General features: G+C 72.1%; 14 protein-coding genes. 3 read left to right on the top strand and 11 right to left on the bottom strand.

From position 1 onward, the window contains the following. Nucleotides 1–73 precede the first annotated feature (73 nt). Complete coding sequence (locus tag MXD64_RS04870) at nucleotides 74–1,756, top strand: long-chain-fatty-acid--CoA ligase (RefSeq protein WP_042541379.1); 1,683 nt, start codon at nucleotides 74–76, stop codon at nucleotides 1,754–1,756. Nucleotides 1,757–1,803: 47 nt separating this feature from the next. Here MXD64_RS04870 and MXD64_RS04865 read toward each other — a convergent pair whose 3' ends face one another. The 4 genes from MXD64_RS04865 to MXD64_RS04850 all read right to left on the bottom strand — a co-directional run bounded on the left by MXD64_RS04865 (nucleotide 1,804) and on the right by MXD64_RS04850 (nucleotide 6,545). Then, entirely contained in the window at nucleotides 1,804–2,811 is a 1,008-nt protein-coding gene (locus MXD64_RS04865) for a DMT family transporter (protein WP_071251201.1), read from the bottom strand. Further along, nucleotides 2,808–4,709: an amino acid transporter gene (locus tag MXD64_RS04860; protein ID WP_228499484.1), complete on the bottom strand. Its 1,902-nt coding sequence runs from the start codon at nucleotides 4,707–4,709 to the stop codon at nucleotides 2,808–2,810. Before MXD64_RS04860 ends, MXD64_RS04865 begins: the two co-directional genes overlap by 4 nt. Nucleotides 4,710–4,863: 154 nt before the next feature. Then, nucleotides 4,864–5,142, bottom strand: coding sequence for a hypothetical protein (locus MXD64_RS04855; protein ID WP_159557637.1), 279 nt, complete (start codon nucleotides 5,140–5,142; stop codon nucleotides 4,864–4,866). Nucleotides 5,143–5,153: 11 nt separating this feature from the next. Further along, entirely contained in the window at nucleotides 5,154–6,545 is a 1,392-nt protein-coding gene (locus MXD64_RS04850) for a PspC domain-containing protein (protein WP_259496456.1), read from the bottom strand. Nucleotides 6,546–6,659: 114 nt separating this feature from the next. Between MXD64_RS04850 and MXD64_RS04845 the strand changes: the two genes are divergently transcribed. Then, nucleotides 6,660–7,895, top strand: coding sequence for an ATP-binding protein (locus tag MXD64_RS04845; protein WP_263137196.1), 1,236 nt, complete (start codon nucleotides 6,660–6,662; stop codon nucleotides 7,893–7,895). Next, the gene (locus MXD64_RS04840) at nucleotides 7,892–8,554 is read left to right on the top strand and encodes a LuxR C-terminal-related transcriptional regulator (RefSeq protein ID WP_042541384.1); all 663 of its coding nucleotides are present in this window, start codon (nucleotides 7,892–7,894) and stop codon (nucleotides 8,552–8,554) included. The genes MXD64_RS04845 and MXD64_RS04840 overlap by 4 nt, the downstream gene beginning before the upstream one ends. A 127-nt stretch (nucleotides 8,555–8,681) precedes the next feature. Here the strand turns inward: MXD64_RS04840 and MXD64_RS04835 are convergent, their stop codons facing one another. The 7 genes from MXD64_RS04835 to MXD64_RS04805 all read right to left on the bottom strand — a co-directional run bounded on the left by MXD64_RS04835 (nucleotide 8,682) and on the right by MXD64_RS04805 (nucleotide 17,836). Then, nucleotides 8,682–9,530 (bottom strand): ABC transporter permease, encoded by an 849-nt coding sequence (locus MXD64_RS04835; RefSeq protein WP_017886987.1) that lies wholly within the window; start codon nucleotides 9,528–9,530, stop codon nucleotides 8,682–8,684. Beyond that, a complete protein-coding gene (locus MXD64_RS04830) occupies nucleotides 9,527–10,552 on the bottom strand; it encodes an ATP-binding cassette domain-containing protein (protein ID WP_263137195.1) in 1,026 nt (341 codons plus the stop codon). The genes MXD64_RS04835 and MXD64_RS04830 overlap by 4 nt, the downstream gene beginning before the upstream one ends. A gap of 58 nt (nucleotides 10,553–10,610) precedes the next feature. Continuing rightward, entirely contained in the window at nucleotides 10,611–11,408 is a 798-nt protein-coding gene (locus MXD64_RS04825) for a hypothetical protein (RefSeq protein ID WP_259496472.1), read from the bottom strand. Between the two features lie 683 nt (nucleotides 11,409–12,091). Then, entirely contained in the window at nucleotides 12,092–13,645 is a 1,554-nt protein-coding gene (locus MXD64_RS04820) for an inositol monophosphatase family protein (protein ID WP_159557629.1), read from the bottom strand. A 98-nt stretch (nucleotides 13,646–13,743) separates the two neighbouring features. After that, nucleotides 13,744–14,844, bottom strand: coding sequence for an ABC transporter ATP-binding protein (locus MXD64_RS04815; RefSeq protein WP_259496473.1), 1,101 nt, complete (start codon nucleotides 14,842–14,844; stop codon nucleotides 13,744–13,746). Next, nucleotides 14,841–16,685 carry an ABC transporter permease subunit gene (locus MXD64_RS04810; protein ID WP_263137194.1) on the bottom strand — a complete coding sequence of 615 codons (1,845 nt, stop codon included), beginning with the start codon at nucleotides 16,683–16,685 and terminating at the stop codon, nucleotides 14,841–14,843. The genes MXD64_RS04815 and MXD64_RS04810 overlap by 4 nt, the downstream gene beginning before the upstream one ends. Then, on the bottom strand, nucleotides 16,682–17,836 hold the full coding sequence (locus MXD64_RS04805; protein ID WP_017886994.1) for an extracellular solute-binding protein: 1,155 nt from the start codon (nucleotides 17,834–17,836) through the stop codon (nucleotides 16,682–16,684). The genes MXD64_RS04810 and MXD64_RS04805 overlap by 4 nt, the downstream gene beginning before the upstream one ends. Between the last annotated feature and the right edge of the window lie 464 nt (nucleotides 17,837–18,300).

Below are 18,300 nucleotides of genomic sequence, written 5' to 3'. Positions count from 1 at the left end.
CTGGGAACGCACTCGGCTTCGCGCGGGCCGACCGTTCCCAGGGTGCACGGGGGTCGCCCGCTACGTTGGTCGAGTGAGCATCGACACGCCTCGTCCCTGGCTTGCCTCGTACGCCCCGGGGGTCCCGCACGACATCGAGGAACAGAGCGGTTCCCTGTACGACCTGGTCGAGCAGTCGGCCCGGAAGTTCCCCAGGCAGGTCGCCCTCGAGTTCTTCAAGCGCACCACGAGCTACGCCGACCTCGAGGAGCAGATCCTCCGCGCGGCGAACGGCCTGCGGAAGCTCGGCGTGGGGGCGGGTGACCGCGTCGCCATCGTGCTGCCGAACTGCCCCCAGCACATCGTGGCGTTCTACGCGGTGCTGCGGCTCGGCGCGATCGTGGTCGAGCACAACCCGCTGTACACGCCGCGGGAGCTCCGCCACCAGTTCGAGGACCACGGCGCCAAGGTCGCCATCGCCTGGGACAAGTCCGTCGCGACGCTGCAGGACTTCCCGGCCGACGTGCACCTCGACGCGATCGTCTCGGTCGACATCACCCGTGCGATGCCCCGGAGCACCCGGCTCGCCCTGGCGCTGCCGGTCGCGAAGGCCCGCGAGTCCCGCGCGAAGCTGACGACGAAGGTCCGTGGCACGGTGAAGTGGGACGACGTCGCCGACACCCGCAAGCTGTCGAAGCGGCACCCGCGCCCGGCCACCGACGACGTCGCACTGATCCAGTACACCTCCGGCACCACCGGGACGCCGAAGGGTGCGGTCCTGAGTCACCGGAACCTGCTGGCGAACGCCGCCCAGGCCCGGGCGTGGGTGCCGCAGATCCGCCGCGGCGACAACGTCGTGTACGCGGTGCTGCCGATGTTCCACGCCTACGGTCTGACGCTCTGCCTGACCTTCGCGATGAGCATGGCCTCGCGGCTCGTGCTCTTCCCCGCGTTCGACCCCGCTCTGGTCCTGAGCGCCATCAAGCGTCACCCGCCGACGTTCCTGCCGGCCGTGCCGCCGATCTACGCCCGGCTGCAGCACGCCGCCGACTCGGCGAAGGTGTCGCTCAAGGGCATCGAGATCGGCATCTCCGGCGCCATGCCGCTCTCCCAGGACATCGTCGAACCGTGGGAGGCCCGGACCGACGGCTACCTGGTCGAGGGCTACGGCCTGTCCGAGTGCTCCCCCGTCCTGATGGCCAACCCGGTCTCCCCGGAGCGCCGCCTCGGGTCGATCGGCCTGCCGTTGTCCTCCACCGAGGCACGCGTGGTCGACCCGGACGACGACACCAAGGTGCTCGGTGTCGACGAGCCCGGCGAGCTGCAGGTCCGTGGCCCGCAGGTGTTCCGCGGCTACTGGGGCAAGGCGGAGGCCACCGACGAGGTCTTCACGCCCGACGGCTGGTTCCGCACCGGCGACATCGTGGCCATCGGTGCCGACGGGTACGTCCGGATCGTCGACCGCCTGAAGGAACTCATCATCACCGGCGGCTTCAACGTGTCGCCGTCCGAGGTCGAGGACACCCTGCTCAAGCACCCCAGCGTCAAGGAGGTCGCGGTCGTCGGCATCACGCAGGGTGGCAACGAGCAGGTCGTCGCCGCGGTCGTGCCGAAGGACCCGTCGACGTTCGACCCCGCGGCGCTGCGGGCCTGGTCACGCGAACACCTGGCGGCGTACAAGGTGCCGCGCCGGGTCGTCGTGGTCGAGGACCTGCCGCGCTCGATGATCGGCAAGGTGCTGCGGCGGAAGGTGCGCGACCAGATCCTGGACGGCTGACGCGCCGGCGCCCGGGCGGCGCGGCAGGGCGCAGACGCCGCTGCTCGTCAGCTGAGGCGTCGCGCGGGCAGCGCCAGCACGGACAGCCCGACCACCACGAGCACGATGCCGGTCCAGCCGCCGAGTCCCAGGTGTTCCCCCACCACGAGCACCGCCAGCACCGCGGCCACGACGGGCTCGAGCAGTGAAAGCAGCGTCGCGACCGATGCCGTCACCGACCGGAGTCCGACCGCGTACAGCGAGTGGCCGATGACCGTCGGCACCAGCGCCAGGTACAGGAACACCGGCCAGTCGTCGGCCTCGGCCAGGAACGGCCCGCCCGCCACCACGGCGAGCACGACGAGCGGCACCGCGGCCATGCCGAACACCGCTCCGACGAGTCCGCGCTCGTTCGGCCCGCGGGCTGCCCGTGCCGCAGCGACCCCGACGTCGCCGCCGACCCGCATGGTGTCGGCCTCGGCGCGACCGACGGCGATCGGCATCCGGCTCGTCGCCGCGTGCATCCCCCGCGCCACCGCCCACGAGTACAGCGCGTACGTCAGACCCGCGACCAGGGCGCTGCCGACGCCGACCGCGAGCGATCGCCCGCCGTCGCCGTGCCCGGAGCGGGCGAGGGTGACGACGACCATGCCGACCACGCTCACCAGGGTGGCCACGAGCCAGCGGCGCGTGACGGGCCTGCGGTCGACGACCCACTCGACCAGGCCGGCGAAGACGGGCGACGAGCCGATGGCCAGGGTCGTGCCGAGCGCGACGCCGGCGTCGGCGAGGGCCGCGTAGAACGCGATCGCGTAGACCACGAGCGACACGGCACCGAGCAGGGCCCAGCCCCGGGTCCGGCGCTGGCCCACGGCTCGCAGGGTGCCCCGGCCCGCGGTCGCCGCGAGCACGAGCCCGCCCAGGCCGAAGGTCACCGCGCCGAACACGAACGCCGGCACACCGGGCGCGAAGTGCGTCGCGGTCCCGGTGGTGCCCCACACCGCCGCGGCGACCACGATCGCCGCCAGGCCGCCGACGGGCCTGGAGGCACGTCCTGCGCCCGGTCCGCGGCTCACGCGACGTGGACGTTGGGCCGTCGGTTGACCTCGGGTTCCGCTTCGCGCAGGACCTCGCGCGTCACGGGGGCGACGTCGCCGGCACCGGTGAACACGAAGCGCAGGGCGTTCCGGATCGGGCTGCCCTCGTTCCACTCGAAGTAGATGCTCGGCACCACACCGGCGAGGTCGCGGATGGCGAGGAGGGTCGACGCGATGGTGTTCGGGACGTTGCCGGAGCGGACCTTGAGCACGCGGAACCCGTGGATGACGTGCCCTTCGACCACCAGGTCCTCTTCGAAGTCGGACGAGTCGGCGGGCAGGACCTCGAGGAACATCGTCGGCACGCGCGCCGGGATGCCGGAATCACGACGTTCCTCGCGCCCCTTCGCCCGGTACGCCTCGGCCGTGCCGGCACCGGGCTCGTTGGCGATGATGCAGATCGAGCTGAACTGGTCGGCGTCGGCCTCGACGAACTGGCGGGCCGTCGCGTCCAGCTCGATCGACGACGCCCGGAGTTCGAACGAGCGGCGCACGCGCGAGATGAGCGAGACCACGACGATCGCGATGATGAAGATCGCCGCGATCCGCACGCCGTCGGGCCGCTCGATCACGTTGGCGACCGTGGTGTAGACGAACACGACCGAGATCACGCCGAACGCGATGGTGCGCTTGCGCTGCTGCTTGCGGCGCGCGGACAGCGTCACGGCGACCGCGGCACTCGTGATGAGCACGAGGACGCCGGTGGCGTAGGCGCCGCCCTGGGCGTCGACGTCGGCCTGGAAGATGATCGTGATCACGAACGCGATGAGCGTGAAGATGATCACGAGGGGACGCACGGCGCGAGCCCACTGGGGTGCCATGCCGTAGCGGGGCAGGAACCGCGGCACGAGGTTCAGGAGCCCGGCCATCGCGCTCGCGCCGGCGAACCACAGGATGGCGACGGTGGAGAAGTCGTAGATCGACCCGAACACGCCGCCCATGTACTCGTGCGCCAGGTACGCCAGCGCACGACCGTTCGCACCACCGCCCGGCTGGAACTCGCGCTGCGGGATGAGGAACGTCGTCACGATCGACGAGGTGATGAGGAACGAGCTCATGATCAGCGCCGCGACCGTCAGCAGCCGCTTCGTGCCACGGATCCGGCCTTCGGGTCGGTCGCTGGTGCCGTCGGTGGCGTCGCCACGGACCTGCGGCATCACCGCGACGCCGGTCTCGAAGCCGGAGAGCCCGAGCGCGAGCTTCGGGAACACGATCAGGGCGATGCCGACCATGACGAGCGGGTTGCCGTGCTGCGCCGTCAGCCCGGACCACCAGTCGCTGGCGACCATCGGGTTCTCGAACACGTGCCAGAGCGCGACGATGATGACGACGGCGTTCAGGGCGAGGAACACGGCGACGAGCCCGACCGCGATGCCGATGGCTTCCTTGAATCCGCGCAGGAACACGATGCCGAGCAGGAGCAGCAGCGCCAGGGTGAGCGGCACCGGGATCTCGGTGAACCAGTGCGGCGTGTACGGGTTCTCGGCGATGTGCGCCGTGGCGTCGGCCGCCGACAGGGTCATCGTGATCATGAAGTCCGTCACGGCGAACCCGAGCAGCACCAGCACGAGCAGCTTGCCGGCCCACCATGGCAGGAGCTTCTCGAGCATCATGATCGACCCGGCGCCCCGGAAGCTGTCGTGGGCGATCCGGCGGTACACCGGCAGCGCGCCGAACAACGTGACGAGCACGAGGACGATCGTCGCGATCGGCGACAGCAGCCCCGCGGCGAGCGCGGCGATGGCGGGCTGGTACCCGAGGGTGGAGAAGTAGTCCACGCCGGTCAGGCACATGACCCGCCACCACGGGTGGGTCTTCTCGACCTCGACCTGGTGCGGGCCCTGGTGGGAGGCGCCCTGGTCGGCCCCGTGCAGCATCCACCGGCGCAGGCGGGTGCTGCGGTCGAGGGGCTGCTCGGTGGCGTCGCGCTGGGCGGCCCGCTCGGCGTCTGTCGCGGTCACGAGGATGATGCTAAGCCGTCCGGGTGACCCCCGCGCACACTGGGACGACCCTGTGCACGGGGCGCTCCCACTACCGCCGTGTGCGGGACAGGGTCGCCACGATCCCGGCGACGACCAGCAGGACGCCGGCGGCGATGCAGGCGGCCAGCAGCAGGGTCGTGGTGTCCACTGAGAACATCGGCAGCGCTCTCACGGCCATCGCCCCGGCGAACACGAGCATCAGCACGCCCCACAGGATCGTGCCGAACCGTGCACCGCGGCGTGCAGGCCGGTGGCCGCGCCCGTCGGGAACCTCCGGCGGAACCGTCGGCGCTGTCGTCTCGTCGTTCGTGGTGTCGTCGTTCGTCATGGTCCCGTTCCTCACTCGCCGACCGTGATCGCCCGCGGCACGTCGACGCCGCCGCCGAGGATCCACAGGTGCACGGTCGTGGTCTCGTCCGCATCGGCCGTGCGCGCCGCGCGGTTCTCCAGCGTCGTGGTCCGGAGCACCCCGCCGGTGTCCGCTCCGTCGTCGCCTCCGCCGGTGTCCACGCCGTACCCGACGCCGCTGACCTCGACCCGGACCGGCAGGTCGGTCGGCAGCAGCACGTCGGCTCCGCCGGCGCCCAGCCAGAGGGTCACGTCGCCCCCGCTGGCCGACGGTTCGAGGCCGCGGAGGTCCAGGGTGGGCCCACCGGCCAGCATCGCGAAGTTCCGGTCGGTCCCCGACGCGGCCCGTTCCACCTGCCACGTGGTGCCGCCGATCAGCGAGACCTGTGTGCCGGCGGGCAGGACCCCGGTGACCACGAGGGCCACCGCGGCGACCGTCGAGAACAGTCCGAGCACGTCGTCGTCGCGGCCGCGGACCCCGGCGACGATCGTGGCGATCGCCAGCACCGCGAGCGCGGCGGCGATCCCGAGGACCGGGACGGACCACCCGGCCTGCTGCGCCCAGAACGCGACCCCGGCTCCGGCGACGAGTGCGAGTCCGAGGGACACGGCGACGTACGCCGCTCCGGGGCGCCGCTGCTCCCGCTCGGCCCGCCGTTCGCCGGCCCGCTCGCGTTCCGCGCGCAACCGCTCCTCGTGCTGCCGTCGCCGGTCCTCGGGGCTCACCGGCACGTCCCACTGCCAGGAGGCCCGACCCGGCTCCGGCGCGCCGGTCGCCTCGGTGGTCCACGCGGTCCGGGCCGGGCGCGGCTCCTCGGGGCTGGTCCAGAAGTCGCCCCGCGGCGCGGCCGACGGGTCGGCTTCGGTGTGCGCGGTCCGGTCGCCCTCCACTCCGCGTCGGGCCAGGACCACGATGAGCCAGACGATCCCGCCGACCAGCACGATGCTCCACGCGGTGGCCAGGGTCGCCTCGAGCCAGCTGGGCATCCCCCAGGCATCGGGCACACCCTGCCACCACAGCCCCCGGGCGGCGGGCACGAAGGTCAGTGCCACGAAGGCGCCGATCGCGATGAGTGCGGGGTCGAGCACCCCGCGGATCATCCGGTCGACGTGGATGCGTCCGGCGGAGTCGGGCAGCAGCGCCCAGCCGACGGCGTACGCCAGGAAGACCGGCCCGCCCAGCAGTGCGACGACGATCGCCACGCCGCGGACCACGAGCGGGTCGAGCCCGGTGCGGCGGGCGACGGCGCCGCACACGCCGGCGAGCCAGCGGTCGTCGGTGCGCGTGATGCCGAGGCCGCGGACCCAGTCGAAGAACCGGGTCGTCGAGTCGGCGCTGCCGGCAGCGGTGCCGGGAGCGGAGTCGTGCTGGTGATCGGTCATGACCACCAGCATCCCGGCAGGCGTGCGTCGGCACCATCGGGGTTCCCCCTGACCGGTCCCTGATCCCGGCCCCGGACCCTGCTGCGGGCGCCGTCCGGGTGCCAGGATTGGCCCATGGCCACCGCGACGATGACGCGCCCGACCCCGAGGGTCGTCGGCGGCGTCTGCAGCGGGTTCGCGGCGCACACCGGGCTGCCGGTCGGGGCCGTCCGGCTCGTCACCGCGGTCCTGGTGGTCTGCGGTGGCGCCGGCCTGCTGCTCTACGCCTGGCTCTGGGCGACCGTCCCGAGTGCGCCAGCCGGTTCCGCCTCGGGCCGCGCACCGCTCAAGTCCTTCCTGACGCCTGCGGTCGGCGTGGACGGAGACGACGACCCCGTGTCCGCCCGTCGCGCCCCGGTCGTCGAGATCCTGCTCGGCGTGGCCCTGCTCGCCGCCGCCGGCGCGGTGGTGGCAGCGCGGATGGGCATGGCGGTCCCCCTCGAGTTCGTCGTGCCCGGCGTCGTGGTCGTCACCGGCGCCGCACTCGCCTGGCGACAGTTCGACGCGCTCCGCAACGTCCGCACGGCCCGGTCCTCCGCCCTGGTCGTGCGGGCGCTCGGGGCCCTGGTGCTCGTCGTGCTCGGCATCCTGCTGTTCTTCACGACGAGCAGCCGCCCGAACGTCTGGACCGTGCTCACCGCCGCGGTCGCCGTCCTGGTCGGGGTCGCCGTCGTGGTCGCCCCGTGGGTGGTCCGGCTCGTCCGCGACCTCGCCGAGGAACGCGCCGCCCGCGTCCGCGACCTCGAGCGGGCCGAGTTCGCGGCACACCTGCACGACTCGGTGCTGCAGACCCTCGCCCTCATCCAGCAGAAGGCCGAGCCCGGCTCCGACGCGGCCCGGCTGGCGCGGGCGCAGGAACGCGAGCTGCGGTCCTGGCTCTTCGCGGAGCAGGCGGAACCGGCGCGCGACCTCGGCACGCAGCTGCGCGACGCCGCCGCCGAGATCGAGTCCGAGTACCCCGCCCGCATCGACGTCATCGCGGTGGGCCCTGCCCGCACCGACCTGCCCGACGGGCTCGTCGCCGCCGCTCGCGAAGCGGTGCTCAACGCTGCCCGGCACGCCGGTGGGACCGTGAGCGTGTACGCCGAGACCGCCCGCGACCGGGTCGAGATCAGCATCCGCGACCGCGGACCGGGCTTCGACGTCGAGCAGGTGCCGGCGGGCCGGTACGGCGTCCGCGAGTCGATCATCGGCCGCATGCAGCGCCTCGGCGGCCTCGCGACGATCGCGCCCGGCCCGGGGCACACGGGCACCGAGGTCCGACTGACCCTGCCGCTCGCACCCGCGAGCCACGACGAGGAGCACGCATGACCGAACCCGCCCCGTTGACGGTCGCGATCGTCGACGACCACTCCATCTTCCGAGCCGGCGTGCGCGCCGGGCTGCCACCGGGCCTCCAGGTCGTGGGCGAGGCGGCGACCGTCGACGAGGCCGTGACACTCGTCGCGGCCACGCGCCCGCGCGTCGTCCTGCTCGACGTGCACCTGCCGGGTGGCGGCGGGGGTGGTGGTGCCGAGGTGATCACGCGGTCCGCACCGGGGAACCCGGACACCCGGTTCCTCGCGCTGAGCGTGTCGGACGCCGCCGACGACGTCGTCCGGGTCATCCGCGCCGGTGCCCGCGGGTACATCACGAAGAGCTCGTCGAGTGCTGAGGTCGCCGAGGCCGTGACCCGTGTGGCGGACGGCGACGCGGTGTTCTCGCCGCGCCTGGCCGGCTTCGTGCTCGACGCGTTCGGGGCGGTCAGCGGCGAGACGGCGCAGCACGACACCGAGCTGGACCGCCTGTCCGCCCGCGAGCAGGAGGTCATGCGGCTCATCGCCCGCGGGTACGCCTACAAGGAGGTCGCGACGGAGCTGTTCATCTCGGTGAAGACCGTCGAGACCCACGTGTCGAAGGTCCTGCGGAAGCTGCAGCTGTCGAACCGGCACGAACTGACCGCGTGGGCGCTGCAGCGCAAGCTGCTCTGAGCGCCCACACCGGCGTCACTTCGCGCTGATCCTGAGGGTGAATGGCACAGCCTTGTTGACCGCCCATGGCGTCACTTCGCGCTGATCCTGGGGGTGAATGGCACAGCCTTGTTGACCGCCCACGGCGTCACTTCGCGCTGATCCTGGTGTACTTGTTCACCGACCACGGCACGAACACCACGAGCATCACGGCGATCCCGATCAGGACGGTCAGCACGGGGTGCTGCATCGTCCAGATGTCCGGCACCGGCGCGGACCCGACGTTGCCGAACAGTTCGCGCGCGGCCTGCACGAGCGACGACACCGGGTTCCACTCCGCGAACACGCGCAGCACCAGCGGCAGGGTGTCGCTCGGCACGAACGCGTTCGAGATGAACGTCAGCGGGAACAGGATCATGAACGACGCGTTGTTGATGACCTCGGGTGTCTTGACGCTCATGCCGAGCAACGCCATCACCCAGCTGAACGCGTAGCTGAAGAGCAGCAGCAGGGCGATGCCGGCCAGGAACTCGAGCGGGGACGAGTTGACGCGCCACCCGACCGCCAGGCCGGTGAGCATCATGATCGCCATCGAGATCGAGTTGAGCACGAGGTCGGAGTTGGTCCGTCCGACGAGCACGGCGGACGCCGACATCGGCAGCGTGCGGAACCGGTCGATCAGTCCTTCCTTCAGGTCCTGCGCCATCGCCGAGCCGGAGAACGTCGCGCCGAACACCACGGTCTGCGCGAAGATCCCCGCCATCAGGAACTGCGTGTAGTCGGTGCCCTGCACCTGGATGGCGCCGCCGTAGACCTGGCTGAACAGCAGGACGAACATGATGGGCTGCAGCACGGCGAAGACGAGCATGTCCGGCGACCGCTTGAGCTTGATGAGGTTGCGCTTGGTGACGGTCCAGCCGTCCTCGACCCAGACGGCGAGCGGCGAGGTGACGACGACGGGCAGCTGACGGCCCGGAGCCAGGGAGGTGGCGGTCATCGTGCCGCCTCCTTCTGCTTGGTCTTCTGCTTGGTCTTCTGCGTGGTCGCCGCGGGGTCATCGGCGTCGTCGTCCGTCGCGGCGTGGCCGGTCAGGCGGAGGAAGACGTCGTCGAGGGTCGGGCGCCGCATGCCGGCGTCGTGCAGGTCGATGCCGGCCGCACCGAGGTCGGCGAGCACGCGCTGCAGGGCGGCCGGTCCGGCCTCGACCGCGATGGCACGGGTGCGGCCGTCGCCCGAGGTCTCGACCTCGCCGACCCCGTAGCGGCGGAGGACGGTGGTCGCCGCGTCGCCGTCGGCCTCGTCCACCAGGGTCACGACGACCCGGTGCCCACCGACCTGCGCCTTCAGGTGGTCGGAGGTCCCCTCGGCGATGACCGTGCCGTCGTCGATGACCGCGATGTCGTCGGCGAGCCGGTCGGCCTCTTCCAGGTACTGGGTGGTGAGGAGCACCGTCGCGCCCTCGGCCACGAGGTCCTCGATGACGCCCCAGAGCGCCAGCCGACTGCGGGGGTCGAGGCCCGTCGTCGGCTCGTCGAGGAACAGCACCCGCGGGTTCATCACGAGGGCCCCGGCCAGGTCGATCCGTCGTCGCATGCCGCCCGAGAAGCCCTTGACCGGGCGGTCCCCCGCCTCGGACAGGTCGAAGACGTCGATGAGCTCACGAGCACGGTCGCGCGAGGTCCGACGACCCAGGTGGTACAGCCGCCCGATCATCTCGAGGTTCTCGAACCCGGTCAGGTTCTCGTCGACCGCCGCGTACTGCCCGGACACCCCGATCGAGCGCCGGGTGGCCTGCGGATCGGCGATCACGTCGATGCCGTCGATCGTCGCGGTGCCGGAGTCGGGCGTGATGAGGGTGGTCAGCACCTTCACGGTGGTCGTCTTGCCCGCACCGTTCGGCCCGAGCAGTGCCTTCACGGTGCCTTGCGGCACCGACAGGTCGAGTCCGGCCAGTGCGTGCACCGGCCCGGACTTCGACTTGTACGTCTTGGTCAGCCCGGAGGCTTCGATGATGGCCATGTCGCTCCTTCGTCGGACACGGTGGGTACCCGGGGTCCGGTGGAGCGACGGACGTCACTCAGACGTCGAAGTCGCCACCACCGAAGTCGCTGAAGCCACCGCCGAAGTCGGATCCGCTGTCGCCCCAGCCCGCATTGTCGAAGCCGCCGCCGTCGGATGCGCCACCGTCGGACGCCCCGGCATCACCGGATTCAGAACCAGTGTCCTCCGAACCGCCGTCACCCGCAGCGTCGGTACCGCCATCGAACGAACCGGGGTCGGGCAGGAAGGCGCTCATGATCGCGGAACCGATGACGTAGCCGGCCACCGTCCCGAGGATCGAGGCACCGATCATGCTGCCGAACGAGGGTCCACCGCGCTGCCCGCCGAAGCGGCCTCCGCCCCCGCCGACACCGCCGAGCGAGCGCTCCATGAAGCCCGGCTGGCGGATCTCGGACCGGGTCGCCGACTGGGCCAGCGAGCGTGGGTCGTCCCCACGGGGCGCCTCACCAGGAGGGGCCGTGCGGGTGAACTCGTCGTAGACCATCCGGCGCTGCTCGTCGGTCAGCTTGGCGAAGGCCTCGGCGTGGACCTCTTCGATGCGCTCCGGCGGCGCGGTGCGGAGCAGGTAGCGGTAGCGCTCGACCGCACGCTCGTCGTCGGTCGTCGCACCCTGCTGCTGCGTCGGTGCGCCACCCCACTGCGGGACGCCGTACTGGTCGCCGCCGCCCTGCGGCGGGGACGGTGCGGGCTGCTGGTACGACTGCTGGCCGTACCGGTAGCCCTGCTGCTGCGGCGGCTGCCCCCACTGGTTCTGCTGTGCGTCGGCGGATCGGTCTCGCTCCGGACGTCCGAGCAGGCGGTCGAGGAATCCCATGGTCGATGCTCCTTCGGGTGCACGGTCGGTCCGGACGGACCGGTCGTGGACTGCAACCCTACGAACCCGCGGCGTCCGATGACTGAGCGCCCGCTCAGAGTCGGCCGGGAGGCGCGTGCCGGGCCGGCACCGCGCCTCCAGCCCGCACCGTGCGCACCAGCGCACCCCGTGCGCGGTTCACCGCCCCGTGCGCGGATGCAGCACCGCACCCGGCAGCCAACCCCGCACCGCATCGCAGACCCCGCACCGTGCACCACCCACCGGCCGGGAGGCGCGTGCCAGGCTGGCACCGTGCCTCCAGCCCGCACCGTGCGCACCAGCGCACCCCGTGCGCGGTTCACCGCCCCGTGCGCGCTTGCAGCACCGCACCCGGCAGCCAACCCCGCACCGGAGCGCAGACCCCGCACCGTGCGCACCACCCACCGGCCGGGAGGCGCGTACCGGGCTGGCACCGCGCCTCCAGTCCGCACCGTGCGCACCTGCGCACCCCGTGCGCGGTTCACCGCCCCGTGCGCGGATGCAGCACCGCACCCGGCAGCCAACCCCGCACCAGATCGCAGACCCCGCACCGTGCGCACCTGCGCACCCCGTGCGCGCTTCCCAGCCCCGTGCGCGGTTGCAACACCGCACCCGGCAGCCAACCCCGCACCGGATCGCAGACCCCGCACCGTGCGCCGCGCGGCTCACCCCGCGGCGAGCGCCGCCGTCCACACCGCGTGCAGTTCGTCCGCGGCCCCGGGGTGCGCCACCAGGAAGGGCTCCCCCACGGGCGGGAAGCCCTCGACGGGACCGGATCGCGTCAGCACGACGCCCCCGGCCTCGTGCACGAGCAGTACCGCGGCGCCGTGGTCGATGGGGTTGAACGCCGACACGCAGCCGCCGATCCCCCGCCCGGCCGCGACCTGCGCGATGGTCAGCGTCCCCGATCCCTGCACCCGGAGCGTGCACGACCGGTCGGCCAGCGCGTCGAGGAACGCTCCGAAACCCGCCCACGGTCGGTGCCCGTCGAGCTCGGTGCCGACGACGGCGCCGGCGAGCGGCCGGGGTGCGTCGTCGAGCCGGAGCTGCCGGTCGCGCAGGGTGGCACCGCGCCCGCGTCGCGCCTCGAGCACCTCACCGCGCCAGGGGTCCGCGACGACGCCGACGAGTGGGCGTCCGCCACGGGTCAGGCAGAGTGACATCGAGGTCCAGGGCACACCGTTCGCCAGGTTCGTGGTGCCGTCGACGGGGTCGAGGAACCAGCGGTGCCGGTCGCCGGGGGCCTCGCCGTACTCCTCGCCGGTGAACCCGTGCGTCGGGAACACCATCCGCACGCGGGAGCGGACGTGCTGCTCCACCAGGCGGTCGACGTCGGTGACCAGGTCGGCGGGGTTGGCCTTCGTGTGGACCTCGCTGACGGGGTGTTCCCGCGTGTAGGCGATGACCTCGTGGGCGATGCGGTGGGCCAGGGCCTGGGCGCGCGAGGCGACCTCGGTCTCGGTGGCCTCGCGGTCACGCTCGGGCCAGCCGTCGCGTTCCGCCGCCGACAACGCGGCGCCGATGGCCCCGACGTCGTTCGTGGTGATCGAGTCGACGCCGAGCCGGGCCGCCCAGATCGCGGGTTCGACGTCGTCGATGGTCCAGACCGCGACGCGCAGGCCCAGGGCGTGCGCGACCTCGACGGTGTGCGGGGTGAGGAAGGCGACGTCGAGGTTGAGCGTCGACGGGTGGAGCGCGTCGAGGTCCGTGGGGACGGGCGGGTCGAGCGACTCCCACGCCAGCCAGACGTCGGCGTCGGGCAGCACCGAGCGGACGGCTGCCATCGCCGCGGGCGCCCCGCACCAGGCCACCGCGGTGGAACCGGTGAAGCCCGCGACGGTGCGGGCGGCGACCAGGGCGTCCTCGGCGTCGGTCAGGTCGACGAGCAGGGTCGACCGGCAGCCGTCGAGGCGTTCGAGCGCACCGTCGAGCCGCGGGATCCGGTCGAGGCCGTTGCCGAGCCGCGCGACGTCGCACCAGTCGACGTCGGCCACGCGGCGGGCGTCGCCCCACATCCGGCCGAGGGTCTCGTCGTGCAGCAGGACGGCGACGCCGTCGGCGGTGCGACGGACGTCGACCTCGATCACCTCGGCGCCGAGCGCCTCGGCGACCGCGAGGGCGGGCAGCGTGTTCTCGCGCCGGACGCGCGGCGCACCACGGTGAGCGACGAGGCGTGGCGGACGCACGCCGGGCCTGGCGTCCAGGCTGGTCGAGACCACACGGTCGACCGCAGCGACAGACGCAGACGCAGACGCAACCGAGGCTGACACAGCCGACGCAGACGACACGGCCGCAACCGGCGTCGGGACCCCCGCGCTCATCGTGCGACCTCGAGCAGCACGCCGTCGCGGTGCACGAGCACTTCGCCCAGGCGCACCCCGGTCTCGGTGCCGACCGCCGGCGGTGGCCCGGTGACGTAGGCGCGGAGCTCCGCGCCGTCGGTGCTGAGCACGACCTCGGCGAAGTGGCCGCGCATGAGCACCCGTGCGACGGTCGCACGGATCGGCGAGTCGTCCGTGAGCACGACCTGCTCCGGGCGGACCAGCACCGTGTCGGCCGCGGTCGGGCCGACGGACGTGCCGGCGAGGAACCGGCCGGTGACGACGCTCGTCGAGCCGATGAACGACGCGACGAACCCGGTGGCGGGGCGGGCGTAGAGCTCGGTCGGTGTGGCGATCTGCTCGATCCGGCCGTCGTGCATGACGGCGATCCGGTCGGAGATGCTGAGCGCTTCGTCCTGGTCGTGCGTCACGATCACGGTCGTGATGCCGAGGCGCTGCTGGATGCGCCGGATCTCGTCGCGGACACTCACGCGGAGCTTCGCGTCGAGGTTCGACAGCGGCTCGTCGAGGAGCAGCACGTCCGGCTCCTGCACGATCGCGCGGGCCAGGGCCACGCGCTGCTGCTCACCGCCAGAGATCGCGGTCGGCTTCGAGCCGGCGTGGTGGCTCAGCCCGACGAGTTCGAGCGCGTCGCGCACCCGCTCGGCAACCCGCTGCTTCGGCACCCGTCGGGTCCGCAGCGGGAACGCGACGTTCTGCGTCACCGTCATGTGCGGCCACAGCGCGTAGTTCTGGAACACCATCGCGCTCGGTCGGCGCTCCGGACCGAGCGACGTGACGTCGCGGTCCCCCATCGTCACGACGCCGCCGTCGGCGGGCAGGAACCCCGCCACCATGCGGAGCGTCGTGGTCTTGCCGCAGCCCGACGGCCCGAGGAGCGAGACGAGCTCGCCCTTCGCGACGTCGAGGTCGATGCCCGCGACGACGTCGCGTCCGCCGAGCGTCTTGCGCAGTCCGCGGATGGTGAGTCCGCCGGTCCGGTCCGTCGTGCTGCCGTCGGCCTGGAGGCCCGGTGTGCGTTCCGCGACGAGCGCCTTGTCCGTCATCTGGTCGCCTTTCGTGCTGGTGGTGGTCATCGGATCTGGAAGCCGTCCGCCAGACGGCCGCCCATGATGTGCTTCCGGGCGAGCAGCAGCAGGACCACGGACGGGATGCTCAGCGCGATCGCGAACACCGCCGAGACCTGACGCGGGGAGTTGAGGACGAGCGAGTACATCGCCGTCGGCATCGTCATGTACGTCGGGGCGCCGACCAGGTACGTGCCCTGTGCCTCGTCGAAGGACGCCAGGAACGACATCACCATCGCGACGAGGATCCCCGGCCAGGCGATCGGGAACGTCACCTTCCAGAAGGTGCGCCAGCGGCTGGCCCCGGCGTCGCGGGCGGCTTCCTCGAGGGACCGTGGCACGGCCGAGAACGCCGCGGCGGGCAGCCACGTCATGAAGACGACGCAGCCCAGGACGTGCACGATCAGGATCCCGGTCACCGTGTTCATGAGGTTCAGCGCGGTGAACATCGCCGACATCGTGACGAAGAGGCCCATCTTCGGGAACGCGTTCGTGGCGAACAGTCCGACGAGCACGAGCCGCCGCCCGGGGAACTCGATGCGGCTGATCGCCCAGGCAGCGGGCAGACACACGACCGCGGCGATGAGGACCGTGAGCGGCGCGAGGACGAGCGAGTTCTGCACCGCGACGGCCAGGCTGCGGTCCTCGAACACGGTGCCCCACCACTGCAGGGTCCAGCCGTCGGGCAGCAGGTTCGGGTAGGTCCACGTCGTGGCGAAGGCACGGGCGGCCAGCCAGACGAGCGGACCGAGGATGAACACCGCCAGCACGATCGCGGTCGCCCAGACGAGGGCGTTGCCGGTCAGACGCTTGATCACTGCTGCTCCTGACGCTTCTTGTCGAGCTCGCCCGCGTTCGAGCGGACCGTCGAGCGGAGGTAGAAGACGCTCGCAGCCGCGGCGAACGCGAACACGATGAACGCCATCGCCGTCGACTGCTGCGGACGGTTGTAGGCCTGGAAGTAGCTTCGAGATGTCGACGCCGAGCATCGTCGGGGCGTTCGGGCCGGTGAAGTACGGCACGGTGAACGACCCGAGGACGCCGATGACGGTGAACGTCGTCGCGATGACGAGCGGGGTCGCGGCCATCGGCAGGAGCACCTGCCAGACGACGCGCCAGGTGCTCGCCCCGGCGTCCTTCGCGGCCTCGACCAGGGCATCCGGGGTGCCCTGGAGCGCCCCGGCGATCATCAGCACCGCGAACGGCAGGCTGGTCCAGACGCTGCCGAACACCACGGCGACGAGGGTGTAGCCCCACACCGGGACGTCGAGGCCGAACTGCGCCCCGAGGCTGCGGAGGAAGCCCTGCGCGTCGGTGAAGGTCAGGATCGACCAGCTCGCGATGACCACCGGCACGAAGATCGGCACCACGGCCAGGACGCTGAGGGTCTTGCCGAGGAAGCCTCCGCGGAGCCGCAGGATCACCGCGACGACGACCGCCAGCCCCACGGTCAGGCCGGTCGACAGCGCCGTGACCCCGAGCGTCGCGACCAGGTCACGCAGGAACGTGGGGTTGCCGAGCAGGGTGGTGTAGACCGCGAACGAGAAGCCGCGCACGGTGTCGCCGCCGATGTCGGCGAGCGCCTGGTTCAGGCCGCCGGTGAACCCGAGGCTGAACAGGGCGGCGTTCACCACCGGGACGCCGACGAACAGGATGACGACGAGCACCGGGGCGGCGACGAGGGCGAGGCCCTGCCACCGCCGGCGGCGGGCCAGCCGTTCCTGCGTCGTGCGCCCGCCAGCGGGGTGCGCCGGGCCCTGGGCGTGGGGCGGGACGGGCGGGAGGCCAGTGGCGGAGTCGCCACGGGCCTCCCGGCCGGTTGCTGGGCCGTCCTGGACGGTCTGGGTCACTGCGGGACCTTCGCGTCCCACGCCGCGTTCATGTCGGCGGCGAAGTCGCTCTGGAACCCGAGGCGGAGCTGCGAGGGGTTCGCGTCGGTGAACTGCTCGGCGACCGACTTCGGCAGGCTGTCGAGCGGGATCACCGGGTAGCCGGAGACGGCGCTCGCGACGAGCTGCTGCCCCTTCGCGCTGAGCACGAAGTCGGCGAGCTTCTCGGCTGCCGCCTTCTTCGCCTTGGGCTCGGTCTTCGGGATGCCGAGGAAGCTCGCGCTGCCGGTGAACGACGGGTCGTCGATCTGCACGGCCTTGGTGGTCTTCGGGATGATGCCGGTCTTCTGCGAGGTGATGAACTGGTCGCTCCAGACCGGGGCCATCGCGATCTGACCGCTGCCGAGCAGCTGCACGACCTGGTCGTTGCCGTTCGGGTAGACGCCCTTCTGGTACGTCGACGGGCCGAGGTCCTTCAGGGCCGCGAAGCCCTTGTCCCACTTCGACTCGAGCGACTTGTCGTACTTCGTCTGCATCGTCTCCTGCTCGGCGGGCGTCAGGTACTTCGCGAGCACCGTGGCCACGAACGAGCCGCCCGAACCGCCGGACGACGGGGAGTTGTAGGCGAACTCGCCCGGGTTCGCCTTGATCCAGGCGAGCAGGTCGTCGAGGGTCTTCGGCGGGTCCGTGACCTTCTTCGCGTCGTACGCCAGCAGCACGCTCGAGGCGCGGTACGGGATGGCGCTGTCGCCGCCCTGCTGCTTCGTGGCGTCGGGGACGTCCTTGAGGTTCGGGATGGTGCTGTCGCTGACCGTGCTGAGCAGCCCGGCCTTGCCGGCGGTGGTGACGAAGCCGGCGTCGACGAGGTCGTACGCGACGGACTTGCCGGCCTTGACCGCGGTCGCGAGGTTCGCCTGCGTCTGGGCGTCGTGCTCGCCGTGCAGGTCGATGCTCGTGCTGACCTTGATCTTCGGGTTCGCCTTCTCGAAGGCGGGGATGAGCGACTTGTCCCAGAGGTCCTGGACGTTGGTGTCGCCGCTGATGAACACGGTGAGGCTGGTGGTGCCGTTGCCGTCGGCAGCGTTCGAGGCGTTGGCGCTCTGGACGCAGCCGGAGAGTGCGACGGTCGCGGCTGCCGCGATGGCGAGGCCGGCGAGGGCTCGGGTCTTCACGTGGGTACTCCCTGTTCCGTGGGTGATGCGGTGGGGGTCGTGCGGGGTGGGGGTGGTGCGGGGGTGCGTGCGGTGGTGCGGGGTGCTGGTCGGGCGGGCCGTGTGGGAACGTTCCCGCGCCGGGGTCGAGTGTGGCGCTGCCGGGTGAACTCCGGGTGCCTCCGGCGTCGCCGCCGGGTGAACTCCGGGTGCGGGGCGCGGGCGGCGGGCGGGCGGCGGGCGTGGGCGGTGGGCGGGGTGAGGGCGCACGGTACGAGTTCCGACGCCCCGTGCGGGGTTGACGGCTCCGTGCCCGGCTACAACCCGTCACGGAGCGGGCTGCTCGCCCCCGACCGGCGAACGATGCACGGTGCGCGGCCCCGTTCGCTGCCGACGACCCCGCACCGAGCGGCCAGGTCCGCGGTGGGCGACGAACCGCGCACCGTGCGCACCGGCAAGATGCCGAACAATCTCGCACGGTGCGT

Source organism: Curtobacterium sp. Arg-1 (assembly GCF_025643395.1).
Classification (GTDB): Bacteria; Actinomycetota; Actinomycetes; order Actinomycetales; family Microbacteriaceae; genus Curtobacterium; species Curtobacterium poinsettiae.
This window is presented reverse-complemented; position numbering and strand designations above follow the sequence as displayed.

What these genes read in the sequence shown, in the direction of transcription:
- MXD64_RS04860 (WP_228499484.1), bottom strand. Translation starts at nt 4,709, where the DNA reads ATGCTGCACGGGGCCGACCAGGGCGCCTCCCACCAGGGCCCGCACCAG.
- MXD64_RS04855 (WP_159557637.1), bottom strand. Translation starts at nt 5,142, where the DNA reads ATGACGAACGACGACACCACGAACGACGAGACGACAGCGCCGACGGTT.
- MXD64_RS04850 (WP_259496456.1), bottom strand. Translation starts at nt 6,545, where the DNA reads ATGACCGATCACCAGCACGACTCCGCTCCCGGCACCGCTGCCGGCAGC.
- MXD64_RS04845 (WP_263137196.1), top strand. Translation starts at nt 6,660, where the DNA reads ATGGCCACCGCGACGATGACGCGCCCGACCCCGAGGGTCGTCGGCGGC.
- MXD64_RS04840 (WP_042541384.1), top strand. Translation starts at nt 7,892, where the DNA reads ATGACCGAACCCGCCCCGTTGACGGTCGCGATCGTCGACGACCACTCC.
- MXD64_RS04835 (WP_017886987.1), bottom strand. Translation starts at nt 9,530, where the DNA reads ATGACCGCCACCTCCCTGGCTCCGGGCCGTCAGCTGCCCGTCGTCGTC.
- MXD64_RS04830 (WP_263137195.1), bottom strand. Translation starts at nt 10,552, where the DNA reads ATGGCCATCATCGAAGCCTCCGGGCTGACCAAGACGTACAAGTCGAAG.
- MXD64_RS04825 (WP_259496472.1), bottom strand. Translation starts at nt 11,408, where the DNA reads ATGGGATTCCTCGACCGCCTGCTCGGACGTCCGGAGCGAGACCGATCC.
- MXD64_RS04815 (WP_259496473.1), bottom strand. Translation starts at nt 14,844, where the DNA reads ATGACCACCACCAGCACGAAAGGCGACCAGATGACGGACAAGGCGCTC.